Annotated in this window: 12 protein-coding genes; 8 read left to right on the plus strand and 4 right to left on the minus strand. The window is 58.6% G+C overall.

Going from position 1 to position 16,643, the window contains the following annotated elements:
• Window positions 1–35: 35 nt before the first annotated feature.
• The 3 genes from AB1748_RS10585 to yjfF are packed head-to-tail and all read left to right on the plus strand — an operon-like array spanning window position 36 to window position 3,548.
• Complete coding sequence (locus AB1748_RS10585; RefSeq protein WP_111140490.1) at window positions 36–1,556, plus strand: sugar ABC transporter ATP-binding protein; 1,521 nt, start codon at window positions 36–38, stop codon at window positions 1,554–1,556.
• The gene (ytfT, locus tag AB1748_RS10590; protein WP_111140489.1) at window positions 1,549–2,565 is read left to right on the plus strand and encodes a galactofuranose ABC transporter, ATP-binding protein YtfT; all 1,017 of its coding nucleotides are present in this window, start codon (window positions 1,549–1,551) and stop codon (window positions 2,563–2,565) included. The genes AB1748_RS10585 and ytfT overlap by 8 nt, the downstream gene beginning before the upstream one ends.
• Window positions 2,562–3,548 carry a galactofuranose ABC transporter, permease protein YjfF gene (gene yjfF / locus AB1748_RS10595; protein WP_111140488.1) on the plus strand — a complete coding sequence of 329 codons (987 nt, stop codon included), beginning with the start codon at window positions 2,562–2,564 and terminating at the stop codon, window positions 3,546–3,548. Before ytfT ends, yjfF begins: the two co-directional genes overlap by 4 nt.
• A gap of 656 nt (window positions 3,549–4,204) precedes the next feature.
• On the opposite strand, the gene araA is transcribed toward yjfF, so the two are convergent.
• Both araA and AB1748_RS10605 read right to left on the minus strand, forming a co-directional pair.
• Window positions 4,205–5,704, minus strand: coding sequence for an L-arabinose isomerase (araA, locus tag AB1748_RS10600; RefSeq protein ID WP_111140487.1), 1,500 nt, complete (start codon window positions 5,702–5,704; stop codon window positions 4,205–4,207).
• Between the two features lie 141 nt (window positions 5,705–5,845).
• Window positions 5,846–7,549 (minus strand): ribulokinase, encoded by a 1,704-nt coding sequence (locus AB1748_RS10605; RefSeq protein WP_111140486.1) that lies wholly within the window; start codon window positions 7,547–7,549, stop codon window positions 5,846–5,848.
• Between the two features lie 365 nt (window positions 7,550–7,914).
• Between AB1748_RS10605 and AB1748_RS10610 the strand changes: the two genes are divergently transcribed.
• The 5 genes from AB1748_RS10610 (at window position 7,915) to AB1748_RS10630 (ending at window position 13,771) form a co-directional block, all read left to right on the plus strand.
• On the plus strand, window positions 7,915–8,898 hold the full coding sequence (locus tag AB1748_RS10610; RefSeq protein WP_111140485.1) for an arabinose ABC transporter substrate-binding protein: 984 nt from the start codon (window positions 7,915–7,917) through the stop codon (window positions 8,896–8,898).
• A 99-nt stretch (window positions 8,899–8,997) separates the two neighbouring features.
• On the plus strand, window positions 8,998–10,518 hold the full coding sequence (araG, locus tag AB1748_RS10615) for an L-arabinose ABC transporter ATP-binding protein AraG (RefSeq protein WP_293769940.1): 1,521 nt from the start codon (window positions 8,998–9,000) through the stop codon (window positions 10,516–10,518).
• Between the two features lie 12 nt (window positions 10,519–10,530).
• Window positions 10,531–11,514 (plus strand): L-arabinose ABC transporter permease AraH, encoded by a 984-nt coding sequence (gene araH / locus AB1748_RS10620; RefSeq protein ID WP_111140483.1) that lies wholly within the window; start codon window positions 10,531–10,533, stop codon window positions 11,512–11,514.
• A gap of 76 nt (window positions 11,515–11,590) precedes the next feature.
• Complete coding sequence (gene araC / locus AB1748_RS10625) at window positions 11,591–12,508, plus strand: arabinose operon transcriptional regulator AraC (RefSeq protein ID WP_111140482.1); 918 nt, start codon at window positions 11,591–11,593, stop codon at window positions 12,506–12,508.
• 216 nt (window positions 12,509–12,724) lie between these two features.
• Window positions 12,725–13,771, plus strand: coding sequence for an oxidoreductase (locus AB1748_RS10630; RefSeq protein ID WP_367395468.1), 1,047 nt, complete (start codon window positions 12,725–12,727; stop codon window positions 13,769–13,771).
• Between the two features lie 65 nt (window positions 13,772–13,836).
• On the opposite strand, the gene add is transcribed toward AB1748_RS10630, so the two are convergent.
• Window positions 13,837–14,832 (minus strand): adenosine deaminase, encoded by a 996-nt coding sequence (gene add, locus AB1748_RS10635; protein ID WP_367395469.1) that lies wholly within the window; start codon window positions 14,830–14,832, stop codon window positions 13,837–13,839.
• A 190-nt stretch (window positions 14,833–15,022) separates the two neighbouring features.
• A complete protein-coding gene (locus tag AB1748_RS10640) occupies window positions 15,023–16,522 on the minus strand; it encodes a YdgA family protein (RefSeq protein WP_367395470.1) in 1,500 nt (499 codons plus the stop codon).
• Window positions 16,523–16,643 lie beyond the last annotated feature (121 nt).

Here is a 16,643-nt window from a genome sequence, read left to right on the forward strand (position 1 = left end):
GGCGGTTTTTCCTGACGTAAGGCGGAGTGAGCAGAATGACCACGCAAAGTGAAACACCGCTGTTATCCATCCACGGCATCAGCAAAGGTTTTCCCGGCGTTAAGGCCCTGAATAATGTCTCCTTTGATATTCGCAAAGGGGAGATTATGGCGCTGCTGGGTGAAAACGGTGCCGGCAAATCCACCCTGATTAAAGTGCTGACCGGCGTTTACAGCCGCGATGCCGGCACCATCACCCTGAACGGTAAGCCAATCACACCGCATAATACGGCGCAGGCGCAGGAGATGGGCATCGGCACCGTCTATCAGGAAGTGAATATGCTGCCGAACATGTCGGTGGCGGATAACCTTTACATTGGCCGTGAGCCGCGTCGCTTTGGCCTGATTGACCGGCGCAGAATGGTGCGGGATGCCGATGCCCTGATGCGGAATTATGGCTTTTCCCTCGATGTGACCCGTCCGCTGGGCCACTACTCGGTGGCAATGCAGCAGATTATTGCCATCTGCCGTGCGGTGGATCTGTCGGCGCAGGTGTTGATTCTTGATGAGCCGACCGCCAGCCTCGATGCCAGCGAAGTAGAGATGCTGTTTACCCTGATGGCGCAGTTAAAAGCCCGCGGGATGAGCCTGATTTTTGTGACCCACTTTCTTGACCAGGTGTACAGGATTACCGATCGGATTACCGTGCTTCGTAACGGGCAGTATATCGCCACCCACGACACCGCCACGCTGCCGCAGATCGAGCTGATTAAGCTGATGCTGGGGCGTGAACTGCTGGAGACGGCGCTGCAGCGGCAGGGCAGCACCCTGCGCAGCAATCAGCCGGTGGTGTCGTTTGAAGATTATGGCCGGAAAGGCACCATCGAGCCGTTTAATCTGGCGGTGCGTCCCGGCGAAGTTGTGGGTCTGGCGGGACTGCTGGGGTCGGGCCGTACCGAAACCGCTGAGGTGCTGTTTGGTATTCGTCGGGCCGATCGCGGAACCGCGAAGATCAAGGGCAAAGTGCAGCGCATCACCAACCCGGCGAAAGCCTCGCAGCTGGGAATGGGCTTTTGTCCGGAAGATCGCAAGACTGACGGGATTATTGGCGCGGCGTCGGTTCGGGAAAATATCATTCTCGCACTGCAGGCGCAGCGTGGCTGGTTACGGCCGATTAAGCGGCGCGAGCAGCAGGCGATTGCCGACCGTTTTATCAAGAGTCTGGGCATTCGTACACCGCACGCTGAGCAGCCGGTGGAGCTGTTATCGGGCGGCAATCAGCAGAAGGTGTTGCTGTCGCGCTGGCTGGTCACAAAACCGCAGTTTCTGATCCTCGACGAACCTACGCGCGGCATTGATGTGGGCGCGCACGCCGAGATTATTCGTCTGATTGAATCCCTGTGCGCCGATGGTCTGGCGCTGCTGGTGATCTCCTCTGAACTCGAAGAGCTGGTGGGTTATGCCGATCGGGTGTTGATCATGCGCGATCTGAAGCAGGTGGCAGAGATTCCACTGGAGCAGCTTTCGGTGGCGTCGATCGTCAATGCTATCGCGGACGGAGGGGTACAACATGCTTGAGTCGCCTATGTCATCTGAAAAAACGCCACGTCGTAAGCTGAAGTTCCCATCCGGGATGCCACAGATTGCTGCGCTGCTGCTGGTGCTGTTGATAGACAGTCTGGTCGCCAGTAACTTTTTTGCCGTGCATCTGCAGGATGGGCGTCTGTTCGGAAGCCCGATCGATATTCTTAACCGTGCGGCACCGGTGGCGCTGCTGGCGATTGGGATGACGCTGGTGATCGCCACGGGCGGTATCGATCTCTCCGTAGGTGCGGTGATGGCCATCGCAGGTGCCACCGCTGCCACGCTGACCGTGGCGGGTCACGGCGTGCCTTTTATTATCCTCGCCACGCTGGGCACCGGCCTGCTCTGTGGGTTGTGGAATGGGGTGCTGGTGGCGCTGCTGCGGATCCAGCCGTTTGTGGCCACGCTGATTCTGATGGTGGCCGGGCGGGGTATCGCGCAGCTGATCACGCAGGGACAGATTGTGACCTTCGACAGCGACAGTCTCGGCTGGTTTGGTAATGGCTCGCTGTGGATGTTGCCGGTGCCGGTCTGGATTACGCTGGTGGTGGCGCTGGCGGTCTGGCTGCTGACGCGCAAGACTGCGCTGGGGCTGTTTATCGAAGCGGTGGGGATTAACCTGCGTGCGGCCCGCAATGCGGGTGTGACCGGCTGGCTAGTGGTAATGTCTACCTATGCGATCAGCGGCGTCTGTGCTGCCGTTGCTGGTCTGATCGTTGCGGCGGATATTCGCGGTGCGGACGCCAATAACGCCGGTCTGTGGCTGGAGCTGGATGCGATTCTGGCCGTGGTGATTGGCGGTGCGTCGCTGATGGGCGGTCGTTTTAATCTGGTGCTGTCGCTGATTGGAGCACTGATTATCCAGTCGATGAATACCGGGATTTTGCTCTCCGGCTTCCCGCCGGAGCTGAATCAGGTGGTGAAAGCGGTGGTGGTGATGTGCGTGCTGTTACTGCAGTCACCGCGGTTTATTGCGATGCTGAAACGGAGACGTCCGACATGATTAAACGTCATCTTCCGCTGATGATTACGCTACTGGTGTTTGTGGCGGGTTATCTGTTCTGTCTGAGCCAGTTCCCGGGCTTCGCCTCTACGCGGGTGATCTGCAATATTCTGACTGACAATGCTTTCCTCGGCATTATCGCTGTTGGCATGACCTTTGTGATTTTGTCCGGCGGGATCGATTTGTCGGTTGGTGCAGTGATCGCGTTTACCGGCGTGTTCCTGGCGCGGGCGATTGGCGATTTCCATCTCGATCCGCTGCTGGCGTTTGCGCTGATTCTGTCGATGGGGGCGCTGTTCGGGGCCATGATGGGCTGGCTGATTGATGCACTGAAGATCCCGGCCTTTATTATTACGCTGGCGGGGATGTTTTTCCTGCGCGGCTGCAGCTATCTGGTGTCGGAGAACTCGATTCCCATCGATCATCCGTTCTATACAATGCTTTCCGGGCTGGCGTGGAAAGTGCCGGGCGGTGGTCGCCTCAGCCTGCTGGCGGTGATTATGGTGGTGGTGGTCGTGGGCGGGATTATTCTGGCGCACCGTACCCGTTTTGGTAACCGGGTTTACGCCATCGGCGGCAATCTGACCTCGGCGCAGCTGATGGGGGTGTCGACCCGCGCCACCACCATTAAGATCTATATGCTCTCTACCACGCTGGCGACGCTGGCCGGAATTGTCTTTTCGATCTATACCTCGGCAGGTTATGCGCTGGCCGGGCTGGGTGTGGAGCTGGATGCGATTGCCTCGGTGGTGATCGGCGGTACGCTGCTGTCGGGCGGGGTCGGGACGGTGCTGGGGACGCTGTTTGGTGTGCTGATTCAGGGGCTGATTCAGACCTGGATCAATTTCGACGGCACGCTGAGCTCCTGGTGGACCAAGATCGCTATCGGGATTCTGCTGTTTGCGTTTATCGCCCTGCAGCGGTTACTGACGGTGATTTGGGATCGTCAGCAGAACGCGCCGGTTAAGCGACTCACTTCCTGATTATTCAATGTCAGGATAAGAGGCGGCTCTCAGGAGCCGCCTTTTTTTGCGCCAGATATAGCCTATTCCTTGTTTCGGCGCGCTGTTCATTTCCGGGAGGAGCTTAGGGTGGCAAAGAAAATCATGGCTGATGGCTGATGGCTGAGGTGCCAGGTCAGGAAAGGCGTGCCTGACCGCAAAGGATCCCCGCATCCCTGCGGATCGGCCACGCCATCCCTGGCGCGGACGCTTTGCTCTTCAGGCACGCGTCTCCTTCCCGTTCGGGCTCTGGTGCTGCTTTAAGGGCTGAGATGGCGTTACTGAGTCTGTATGCGGGGTGTCAGAAAACAACGCATCGCTGATGGCTGGGGCGCCAGGTCAGGAAAGGCGAGCCTGAACGCAAAGAATCCCCGCATCTATGCGGATCGGCCACGCCATCCCTGGCGCGGACGCTTTGCTCTTCAGGCACGCGTCTCCTTCCCGTTCGTGCTTTAGTGCTGCTTTAAGGGCTGAGATGGCGTTACTGAACGTGAGGGGGTGAGCCTGAGGAGGGGATCAACGGCGACATTACGGCACGCCGCCGTTCCGCACCGCATAACACGGAGATTTAATATAGGGCGCCTTTAAGCCCCTGCATTTCGCTTATCGCAGAGACGAAAGGCGCCAGAAAGCCCTGATTAACGTTTCAGACGGTAGTAGGCCTCATTCCAGCGCAGCGCATCTTTAAAGGCTGGCAACCGGGTGTGCTCATCAATTACCAGCACTTCGATGTCGTTCATCTCACCATACAGATACATATCCTCCAGCGTCAGCGCCTGGCTGAACACCGTATGGTGCGCGCCACCGCCCAGAATCCACGCTTCGGAGGCGGTCGCCAGTGACGGCTGGGCTTTCCACAGCGCACGCGCAACCGGCAGCTTCGGCAGCGGTTTCGGCTGTTCGATCGCATCGACCACGTTTACCAGCAGACGGAAACGATCGCCCATGTCGATCACGCTGGCGTTGATTGCCCGGCCAGCCGGGGTCGAGAAAATCATGCGCGCCGGATCGGCTTTATTGCCGATGCCGAGGAACTGAACATCAATTAAGGGCTTCTCTTCGATGGCAATCGACGGGCAGACTTCCAGCATGTGCGAACCGAGCACCAGATCGTTGCCAGGTGAGAAGTGATAGGTGTAATCCTCCATGAAGGAGGTACCGCCTTTACGATCGCCAGCCATAACTTTGAAAATGCGCAGCAGGGCAGCGGTTTTCCAGTCACCTTCGCCGGCAAACCCGTACCCCTTCGCCATCAGCCGCTGAACCGCCAGTCCAGGCAGCTGCGTCATGCCGTGCAGCGTCTGGAAGTTGGTGGTAAAGGCGTGGCAGCCTTCCGCTTCCAGAAAACGAGTCAGACCGAGTTCAATACGCGCCGCATCCAGCACGTTCTGACGCTTTTCACCGCCCGACGCAGCGACATCGGTAAAGCGATAGAGGCTCTCATATTCGTCGATCAGCGCATTGACGTCGCCATCGCTGACGCCGTTGATGACCTCAACCAGATCGCCGACGCCCCAGCCATTCACCGCATAACCAAACTGGATCTGTGCGGCTACTTTATCGCCTTCGGTGACGGCCACTTCACGCATGTTGTCGCCAAAACGGGCCACTTTCAGCTGCTGGCTCTCCTGTTTCGCCAGAGCTGCACGCATCCAGTTCCCCAGACGCTGCTGACTGGCGCTGTCCTGCCAGTGACCTGTGATCACGCTGTGTTGCAGGCCCATACGCGCGCCAATGAAGCCGAACTCGCGGCCGCCGTGCGCCGTCTGGTTCAGGTTCATAAAGTCCATGTCCATGCTGTCCCACGGGATCTCCGAATTGAACTGGGTATGGAACTGCAACAGCGGCTTATTGAGTACGCTCAGGCCACCGATCCACATTTTGGCCGGCGAGAAGGTGTGCAGCCAGGTAATAATACCGACGCACTGCTGGTCGAAACTGGCGTCGCGGCACAGGGCCAGCGCTTCATCCGGTGATTTCACCAGCGGTTTCAGCTCCAGGCGCAGTGGTAAGCCGGTCTGATTAAGACCTTCAACGACCTGACGGGCATTTTGTTCAACCTGGCGTAAGGTTTCCGCGCCGTAGAGGTGCTGTGTGCCGATGACGAACCACACGCTGTAGCTGTTTAACTGTTCCATAAATCACTCCTTTACTTTGCGCCTACCCCGGTAGGCTGTTTAATTTGTCTGTCTGAACCCGGGCAGTGCGCACACAGGCTGCTTCAGCAACCTGAACGCCTGCCTGTTACGCGCTGTTCGGGAGCAGATTGCCTGCAACAATTACGCCTGCCGGGATAGGCTCGTAGCGGAAGCGGGGCGGGCGGCGTATTGCGGTTCAGCCGTCACGCACCATTGTTGATAGCGTTGATAAAGTTGTTGATAGCGGGCGACGCGCGCCGGGTCGGGCTGCAGGGTGACGGCGATCGGGCTGGCCATAACCTGCTGCGCGTCCGGGACGCTGGCATATACACCTGCGGCAACGGCGGCAAAGATCGCCGCACCCAGCGCACAGCATTCGTCTGAGGCGACGATATCCAGCGGCCGGTTCATCACGTCGCAACAGGCCTGCATGATGGCAGGCGATTTGCGGGCGATGCCGCCCAGCGTCAGGATGCTCTCCACCGGGATCTGCTGCTGTTCAAAGCACTCCATGATGGCGCGCGCACCAAAGGCGGTGGCTGCGACCAGTCCGCCAAACAGCGCCGGTGCATCGGTGCCCAGATTGAGATCCGTGATGACCCCTTTCAGTCGCTGGTTGGCATTCGGCGTGCGGCGACCGTTGAACCAGTCGAGCACCACCGGCAGATGATCGAGCTGCGGATTTGCTGCCCAGGCCTCGGTCAGATCTTTGATCAGGCTCTTCTGCATCTCCGCCAGCTGCGGCTTAAGCGCGGGATGCTGCTGCGCCGCCAGCTGCAGCGGCCAGCCCAGTAAACGGCTGAACCAGGCGTAGATATCGCCAAACGCAGACTGACCCGCCTCCAGCCCGATAGCACCGGGCATGACGCTGCCATCGACCTGGCCACAGATGCCTTTGATATCGCGATCGCCAACCTGCTCTGCGTCAGCAATCAGGATGTCGCAGGTTGAGGTGCCGATGACTTTCACCAGCGTATAGGGCTTCGCGCCGCCACCCACGGCTCCCATATGGCAGTCAAACGCGCCACCGGAGATCGTGACGGTCTGCGTCAGGCCCAGCCGCTGAGCCCATTCCGCGCTGAGCGTGCCGACCGGCAGATCGGCCGTCCAGGTGTCAGTAAAGAGCGGGGCGTCGAGCTGCTGCGTTAACAGCGGATCGAGCGCATTGAGGAAGTCGGCATCGGGCAGACCGTTCCAGTCGCCGTGCCACAGTGCTTTATGTCCGGCTGCACAGCGGCCGCGGCGCAGTTTATCCGGTGCGGTCGTGCCGCTCAGCAGGGCGGGCACCCAGTCGCACAGCTCGACCCAGGAGACCGCCGCCTCACGCACGGCGGCATCTTCACGCGAGACGTGCAGAATCTTGGCCCAGAACCATTCGGAGGAGTAGATACCGCCGATGTAGCGGCTGTAATCCTGGAAGCGGCCGCTGTGACAGAGCTGATTGATCTCTTCGGCTTCTTCTATGGCGGTGTGATCTTTCCACAGGACGAACATCGCATTAGGGTTGTCGGCGAACTCCGGACGGAGCGCCAGCACATGCCCCTCGCGGTCAATCGGCGCAGGGGTAGAGCCGGTACTGTCCACGCCAATACCGACCACGGCGCGGCGCTGCTCGTCACTCAGCGCATTCAGCACGCCGAGCAGAGCCTGCTCCATAGCATCAATATAATCCTGCGGATGGTGACGAAAACGGTTGGTGTGTGGATCGCTGTATAAGCCCTGTTGCCAGCGCGGATAGTTGGACACCGCGCTTTGCAGCTCTTTGCCGCTGTGACAATCCACGGCCAGCGCACGCACCGAATCACTACCAAAATCCAGCCCAAGGGTGATGGCTCCAGCACGCATTGGAATCTCCTGTGATGAGTTAACTCCTGTATCCTGGGTTCGGCGCGCCGGAACAGTTAGTCCTGGCTGGCTGACAATATGCACTTTTCTGTCATCGGCAGTGATTTTGTGATCCATTGCAAAAGTTAAGGTCCGGTTAAATTTGCTGAATATATGGATCATTTTGTCGTGATTTTAAGATGTGATACCGCTCTACATTTTTCTTCGCTAATCCCGCTAAAACTAGCCCAGCGTCTGCACAGGCTGACTGCACATAGCAGCCTAACGCACTGATTTATGGCTGTACCCACAAAACAAAACTAACTGGTAGCGTTTACACCAATTCGTTATTAGCAGCGAAAAATAACCTGGTACCGGAGAGCATCATGCATAAATTCACTAAAGCATTCGCGGCCATCGGCCTGGCAGCGGTTATGTCACAATCCGCTATCGCCGAGACCATGAAGCTGGGTTTTTTAGTCAAGCAACCAGAAGAACCCTGGTTCCAGACGGAATGGAAATTCGCCGATAAGGCGGGCAAAGATCTTGGCTTTGACGTCATCAAAATTGCCGTGCCGGATGGGGAAAAGACCCTGAATGCCATCGACAGCCTTGCGGCCAACGGTGCAAAAGGTTTTGTGATCTGTACGCCCGATCCGAAACTCGGCTCGGCCATTATGGCGAAAGCGCGCGGCTACGGCCTGAAGGTCATCGCGGTTGACGATCAGTTCGTGACGGCCAAAGGCAAACCGATGGACACCGTGCCGCTGGTGATGATGGCGGCGACCAAAATTGGTGAGCGTCAGGGTCAGGAACTCTATAAAGAGATGCAGAAGCGCGGCTGGGATGTGAAAACCACCGGCGTGATGGCGATTACGGCCAACGAGCTCGATACCGCCCGTCGTCGTACCGGCGGCTCTATGGACGCGCTGAAGGCAGCCGGTTTCCCGGCCGGACAGATCTATCAGGTGCCGACCAAATCCAACGATATCCCTGGCGCGTTTGACGCCGGTAACTCCCTGCTGGTTCAGCATCCTGAAATCAAACACTGGCTGATTGTCGGCATGAACGACAACACCGTGCTGGGTGGCGTGCGCGCCACAGAAGGTCAGGGCTTTAAGGCGGCTGACGTCATCGGCATCGGCATCAACGGCGTGGATGCGGTCAGCGAACTGTCGAAAGACAAAGCGACCGGCTTCTACGGTTCGCTGCTGCCCAGCCCGGATATTCACGGCTATAAAAGCAGCCAGATGCTCTACAACTGGGTCAGCAAGGGTGAAGAACCGGCGAAATTCACCGAAGTTACCGATGTGGTGCTGATCACCCGTGACAACTTCAAAACTGAACTGGCGAAAAAAGGACTGATGTAACCCTGAGCCTGTCAGGCGCATTGTCGCCTGGCATCCTTCGTAGCCGATTTCGCGTCGCCAGCCCCAACCGGCTGGCGGCGCGGAAGAGTGAGGATCCACATGAACACTGATTCAGCATTTCTGTCGTTTCATGGCATCAGTAAAACCTTTCCTGGCGTGAAAGCGCTGCAGGATATCTCTTTCGACTGCCGCGGCGGTGAGGTCCATGCGCTGATGGGCGAAAACGGTGCGGGCAAATCGACGCTGTTAAAAATACTCAGCGGCAGTTATCAGCCGAGCGGCGGTGAGATTCGTATTAAAGGGCAGCCCATGAGCTTTCAGCGCACCACAGATGCGCTGGACGCGGGCGTGGCCATTATCTACCAGGAGCTGCATCTGGTGCCGGAGATGAGCGTGGCGGAGAATATCTACCTCGGTCAGATCCCCCATAAACACGGGCTGGTGAACCGTAAGCTGATGCGTTATGAGGCGGGACTGCAACTGAAAAACCTCGGCATGGATATCGACCCCGATATGCCACTGAAATATCTGTCGCTGGGACAGTGGCAGATGGTGGAGATTGCCAAGGCGCTGGCGCGTAACGCGCGCATCATCGCTTTCGATGAGCCGACCAGCTCCCTGTCGGCGCGTGAGATCGACAACCTGTTTCGCGTCATCCGCCAGCTCCGTGAGGAGGGCCGGGTGGTGCTCTACGTTTCACATCGTATGGAAGAGATCTTTGCCCTAAGCGATGCCATCACCGTCTTCAAGGATGGCCGCTATGTGCGCACCTTCACCGATATGGCGAACACCCATCACGACGATCTGGTGCAGGCGATGGTCGGCCGTAATCTCGGTGATATTTATGGCTACACGCCGCGGGCGAAAGGCGCGGTGCGGCTGGAGCTGGATAAGGTCGAAGCGAAGGGCGTCCGTACGCCGATTTCGCTGAAGGTCCATGCCGGTGAAATCGTCGGGCTGTTTGGTCTGGTGGGTGCCGGACGCAGTGAACTGCTGAAAGGGCTGTTTGGCGGCACCCGTCTGCGTGGCGGTCAGGTGATCCTGGATGGCAAGCCGCTGCCGCTGCGCGAGCCGATCGACGCCATTCGTGCGGGCATTATGCTCTGCCCGGAAGATCGCAAAGCCGAGGGGATCATTCCGGTGCATTCGGTGCGCGATAACATCAATATCAGCGCCCGGCGTCACAACCTGACCGCAGGCTGCCTGATCAAAAACGGCTGGGAAAACAAAAACGCCGACAGCCACATCCGTTCGCTGAACATCAAGACGCCCAGCGCCGATCAGCTGATCATGAACCTCTCCGGCGGTAATCAGCAGAAAGCGATTCTGGGACGCTGGCTGTCGGAGGAGATGAAGGTGATCCTGCTGGATGAGCCGACGCGCGGCATCGATGTCGGTGCCAAACATGAGATCTACAACCTGATTTATCAGCTGGCGAACCGGGGCATCGCGGTGCTGTTCGCCTCCAGCGATTTACCGGAGGTGATGGGCCTGGCCGATCGCATTGTGGTGATGCGCGAAGGCGCCATCGCCGGTGAACTGCTGCACGACGACGCCACGGAGCAGCAGACGCTGAGCCTGGCGATGCCTAAAACCACTCAAGCGGCCGCCGTGGCCTGACAGGAGAGCATCATGGCTTCATCCACGACCTCAAATACGCCGCAGCCTGCATCACGCGGCGGTCTGCAGTTAGGTCGCATCTGGGACAACTTCGGCATGCTGGTCGTTTTTGCGCTGCTGTTTATTGTCTGTGCGATCTTTGTGCCGAACTTCGGCTCCTTTATCAATATGAAAGGCCTGGGGCTGGCGATGTCGATGTCCGGCATGGTCGCCTGCGGCATGCTCTTCTGCCTGGCGTCCGGGGATTTTGACCTGTCGGTTGCCTCGGTCATCGCCTGCGCGGGCGTGGTCACCGCCGTGGTGATCAACATGACCGAAAGCCTCTGGATCGGCGTCGCGGCCGGTCTGGTGCTGGGGATGATCACGGGCTTTATCAACGGCTTCGTGATTGCCCGGCTGAAGATCAACGCCCTGATCACCACGCTGGCGACCATGCAGATCGTACGCGGTCTGGCTTATATCTTCTCCGACGGTAAAGCGGTCGGCATCGAAGATGAGCGCTTTTTTGCGCTGGGCTTCGCTAACTGGCTGGGCGTACCGGCGCCGATCTGGCTGACCCTGGCGACGATGCTGATCTTCGGTTTCCTGCTCAACAAAACCACCTTTGGCCGCAATACGCTGGCGATCGGCGGCAATGAAGAGGCGGCGCGGCTGGCGGGCGTGCCGGTGGTGCGTACCCGCATCATCATCTTCATTCTCTCCGGTCTGGTGTCGGCGGCGGCGGGCATCATCCTGGCGTCACGCATGACCAGCGGCCAGCCGATGACCTCCATCGGCTATGAGCTGGTGGTGATCTCAGCCTGCGTGCTGGGCGGCGTGTCGCTGAAGGGGGGGATCGGCAAAATCTCCTATGTTGTGGCCGGGGTACTGATCCTGGGTACAGTTGAGAATGCGATGAATTTATTGAATATCTCGCCATTCTCACAGTATGTGGTGCGCGGTCTGATACTGTTAGCTGCGGTGATATTTGACCGTTACAAACAGAAAAAAGCCTGATTGCGCGAGTCGTTGGCCCGCAGATGCAGCCGCCTCTGCGGGCTATCCGGACAATAACAGACTGAGTGAGGACGCTATGTATCACCGTGAATTACCGGCCGAACAGCAAAACCCCTTGTTGCCGGGCTATTCATTTAATGCCTGGCTGGTGGCGGGGCTGACCCCGATTACCGCCGATGGTCCGCTCGATTTCTTTATCGATCGCCCGCACGGCATGAAAGGTTACATTCTGAATCTCACCATTAAAGGTAAGGGGCGGGTATTCGACGGTGAGCGGGCATTCGACTGTGAACCGGGTGAACTGCTGCTGTTCCAGCCAAAAACCGCCCATTACTATGGCCGCGCGCCGGACAGCCCGCAGTGGTTTCACCGCTGGGTCTATTTCCGTCCGCGTGCCTACTGGCAGGACTGGCTGCGCTGGCAGGATGAGCAGGAGGGCGTCGGACGCCTGCTGCTGCCGGAGTCGCTGCGCGGCGAATTTGATCGCCTGTTTGCCAGTATCGAACAGACCCATAACTCGGGCCGCCGCTTCGCGGAAGAGCTGGCGATGAACCTGCTGGAACGGCTGCTGCTGCGCGCCGTTGAGGAAGATCCGCGCAGTCATCAGCTGATCCGCGATCCCCGCGTTATCGAAGCCTGTCAGTATGTCACCAATCATCTCGCCAGCGAGGTCAGAATCGAGGAGGTGGCGCGCCACGTCTGTCTGTCACCGTCACGGCTGGCGCACCTCTTCCGCGAGCAGATGGGGGTTAACCTGCTGCGCTGGCGGGAAGATCAGCGGGTGATCCGTGCCAAACTGCTGCTGCAGACCACCCAGGAACCGATTGCTTCGGTCGGACGTGAAGTGGGCTACGACGACCAGCTCTACTTTTCACGGGTGTTCCGTAAGCGGGTCGGCGTCAGCCCCAGTGACTTCCGCCGCCGTAATCAGGATGCCCATGACAGCCTCGCGGCGCAGACCGCCTGGCCTTTAGCGCGGAGTGCTATCTCTTAGTTTTTTCGGGAAATTCCTCCTTGTCCGCACCGGGTTGATCGTCTTAAATCAATAGCGACTAAATACCTGATCCCTCTGGTAGGTCCCGACGCCAGTCCGAAACCGCGCAGTACGCTTCCTCGTCACGGACATCTGTCGGTGCAGGGCGTGCACTGCCTGTGCCCGGACTGGCTGTCATCATCTCACCAGATGGGCCTGGCTCTGAGAGGAAGCAAAATGAGCGATAAATTACGTGTTGGTCTGATCGGCTACGGTTTTGCCAGTAAAACGTTTCATGCCCCGCTGATTGCGGGAACGCCGGACGTGGAGCTGGCCGCGATTTCCAGTAGCGACGCCAGCAAAGTCCACGCCGACTGGCCTGGCGTTCAGGTGGTGGCCGATCCCCAGGCGCTGCTGGATGACCCGACGCTGCAGCTGATTGTGATTCCTACCCCCAATGATACGCACTTCCCGCTGGCTAAAGCGGCACTGAATGCCGGGAAGCATGTGGTTGTCGATAAGCCGTTCACCGTGACGTTGTCACAGGCTCGCGAGCTGGATGCGCTGGCAAAAGCGAATGGGCTGCTGCTTTCCGTGTTTCATAACCGCCGCTGGGACAGCGACTTCCTGACCCTGAAATCGCTGCTGGAGGCGGGTACGCTGGGCGAGGTGCGCTATTTTGAGTCGCACTTTGACCGCTTCCGTCCGGAGGTCCGCAATCGCTGGCGTGAGATGAAGGGCGCGGGCAGTGGCATCTGGTATGACCTGGGGCCGCATCTGCTGGACCAGGCGCTGCAGCTGTTTGGCCCGCCGGTTGCCATCAATGTCGATCTGGCCGAGATGCGGCCGGGCGCGCAGACTACGGACTATTTCCACGCCACGCTGACCTATCCACAGCGCCGTGTGGTGCTGCATGCCAGTATGCTGGTGGCGGCGGAGTCTGCCCGCTATACGGTGCACGGCACGCGCGGCAGCTACATCAAATATGGGCTGGACCCGCAGGAAGATCGCCTGAAGTCGGGTGACTTCCCGCCGCAGGCGGACTGGGGCTACGACATGCGCGATGGCATCCTGACGCTGGTTGAGGGCGATGACCTGAAAGAAACCACGCAGCTGACGCAGCCAGGTAACTATCCGGCTTACTACGCGGCGGTGCGGGAGGCGATCGCCGGACGGGGCAACAACCCGGTTACGGCGGAAGAGGCGATTCAGGTGATGGAGCTGATCGAACTGGGTCTGCAATCCGCCGGGAAGCGCCAGACGATGTCGCTGAAGCGCGTCTGATCGTCGGGAAAAGACAGAAAGCAGAACGGGCCGGCTATCCGGCCCGTTTTTTTTGCGCGCGGGGATTACCGGACGCGGGCGCGAATCGCCGCTTTCTCTGCTTCGCTGAGGAAGGCGATGGTCAGGCCATTTTCCTGCGCCTGCCGGATCTGCGCGGCGCTCAGGCCCGCCGCTGGCGCGGCGTGATGATACTCATGGGCCAGCTCAATGCCCTGAACCGCCGGATCGTCGGTGTTGATGGTTGCCAGAATGCCGTGCTCAAGGAAGCTCTTCAGCGGATGCTGCGCCAGCGACGGCACGGTGCTGGTCTGGATGTTGGAGGTCAGGCAGGATTCGATGCCAATGCGATGCTCCGCCAGGAAGTCCATCAGCGCCCGATCCTCAATCGCTTTGACGCCGTGACCGATACGTTCCGCACCCAGTTCACGAATCGCCTGCCAGATGCTCTCCGGGCCGGCGGCTTCGCCCGCATGCACGGTCACGCGGAAGCCCGCGTCGCGCGCCCGCGTGAAGTGGCTCAGGAATTCACTGCCGGGGAAGCCCAGCTCGTCACCCGCCAGATCGACTGCGGTAATGTGATCGCGATGCGCCAGTAATCCCTCCAGCTCGTTGAGGCAGGCCTCTTCACCGAAGGTACGGCTCATGATCCCGATCAGGCGCACGTCGATATCGTGCTGCTGACGACCGGCACGCACACCGTCGATCACCGCTTCCACCACACCGGCGATCGGCAGATTGTGGGTCATCGCCATATAACCGGGGGAAAAACGGAGTTCAGCGTAGTGAATGCCAGCGCGGGAGGCATCTTCGACATTCTCACGCGCGATGCGGCGGCAGGCATCAAGATCGCCCAGCACTTTTACGCCCCAGTCGAGCTTCTGCAGAAAGCTCACGAGGTCAGGTTCGTTCTGGCCCACCTGAACGTGCGGACGCAGCGTTTCCAGCGTGGAAGCGGGCAGGTCAAGGTTAAACTGGCGGCCTAATTCAAGGATGGTCTGTGCACGGATGTTGCCATCAAGGTGGCGATGAATATCAGTCAGGGGAATTTCAGAATCGATCATGGTGCACTCGCTCAGTTGTCAGTGAAGTGCAGAGCATTATAAAAATATCATGCGCAACAGCGCCAGTTATTTGCGCAAACGGCGTCGCCGGATGCTGCATAATTACCCATAACCCGGATGAAATACCCGATCCGGCCGTTCCGGCGATAAAAAAGGCGGCCCGAAGGCCGCCCTGATGCGATAAAACCTGTTACTGCGGCATTCCTTCGCTGGTCGGCATACCCAGCATGTAGCGGGACAAAAACTGCTCCAGCGTCATCTTGTCGCCATTCATATTGACCTGACCATTGGCGTACTGCAGGCTGGTGACGATGTTGTTATCCTGCTGCTGCGTCAGGCGGAACATCTGACCCATCGCCGCCAGACCTTTCACCTGCTGGTCGGCCAGTTTCTGTGCGTCGTCCGCCTGATAGCCCTCGGCCAGACCCACTTTATGCATGGTTTCGGTCGCCATCGGCATATTGATTGTCAGCTTGCTGTCCAGCGACTTCAGAACCCGATCCACCATGGCGCTCAGGCTCTGCGCTTCGCCGGTCACCAGTGAAGGATCGTTGAAGTTAGCGGTCAGGTTAAAGGTGCTTTCCCCTTTATCGTTCTTCCAGCTCAGCGGCGCAATGCTGAGTGAGGGCGAACCTTTCAGCAGCATCGGCAGGTTGTTCATCAGGATCTCATGCACGCCCGCCTGATAGCGGATCGGGTCGTCTGCCAGGCCTGGCTGATTCTGCAGCGCCTGCATCTGCGCGTTGTAGCGATCGGAGAAGGCTTTTACCGCCTGGGCGTCAAACTGTGACAGTTTCATCTTCAGCGCCGCCTGGCCAAAGTCCTGCTTCTGCAGCTGAACGCTTTCCACCTGATAGTCGATATTGCCGCCAATCTTACCCGCGCTGTTATCGAACGAGGAGGTGCCTTTCATGTTGTGCAGCGTCAGGGCGTCCTGACCATTGATGCTGGCATTGACCTTCTCAATATTCACCGACTGATCGCCAATCCGTACGCCTTCCGGGCTGAGATGGGTGTTACCGCTCAGCTTCAGACCGTTAAGGGTGAACAGCACCGGCTGGCCCATCTCATTTTTACTGGTCAGCGCCAGGCTATCGACATCGCTGTCGAGCGACACTTTGTCGCCTTTGTTGTCCGCGCTGACGTTGAAGGTCCCGCCATTGGTCGCCAGGCGTTCGCCGCTTTGTGCGTTCTGATAATCGATGGGCAGGATGCGCAGCGCCGTATCGGTCGCACCGCTGTAACCAATGCGGGTATCCGCGTTGATCAGGGATTTATTTCCGGTCAGCTCAAACAGCTTCTTCACCGCATCGGTGTTGGCCAGTTCGGTATGGACCGAGGCCATGCTCGGGATAAGATTGAAATGCTTCAGCTGGGCAAACGGGAAGGGGCCGTGGTCGATGGTTTCATTCAGAATGAGGCTCTGGCCAGGCTTGAGCAGCGGATTATCTTCCGTCTGTGAGCTGGCCTGAATCACCAGATTCACTTTACTGCTGAACACGCCGCGCTGGTAATCCTGATAGCTGATCTTCAGTCGGCTGTTGGGGGCATAAGCATTGAGCTGCGCGTTGGCATTCTGGACCAGCTGATCCCTGTGGCTTTCAATCTGTTTGCCCGTGAACCATGCCGCGCCAGTCCAGATTACACCCAGTGCGATGATGACACCTACGGCAACATTGGTCTTTTTCATTGCTGATTCGTCCTTATCCTTGAGTCCGCTTACGCCGCAGGTTTGCCCTGACGACCGAAGAAAAACGCCCGCAGGCGCTGAAACGCTAATAGGTTGAAATAATAGCAGTTAACCGGCCCTT

The organism is Pantoea sp. Ep11b (assembly GCF_040783975.1).
Classification (GTDB): Bacteria; Pseudomonadota; Gammaproteobacteria; order Enterobacterales; family Enterobacteriaceae; genus Pantoea.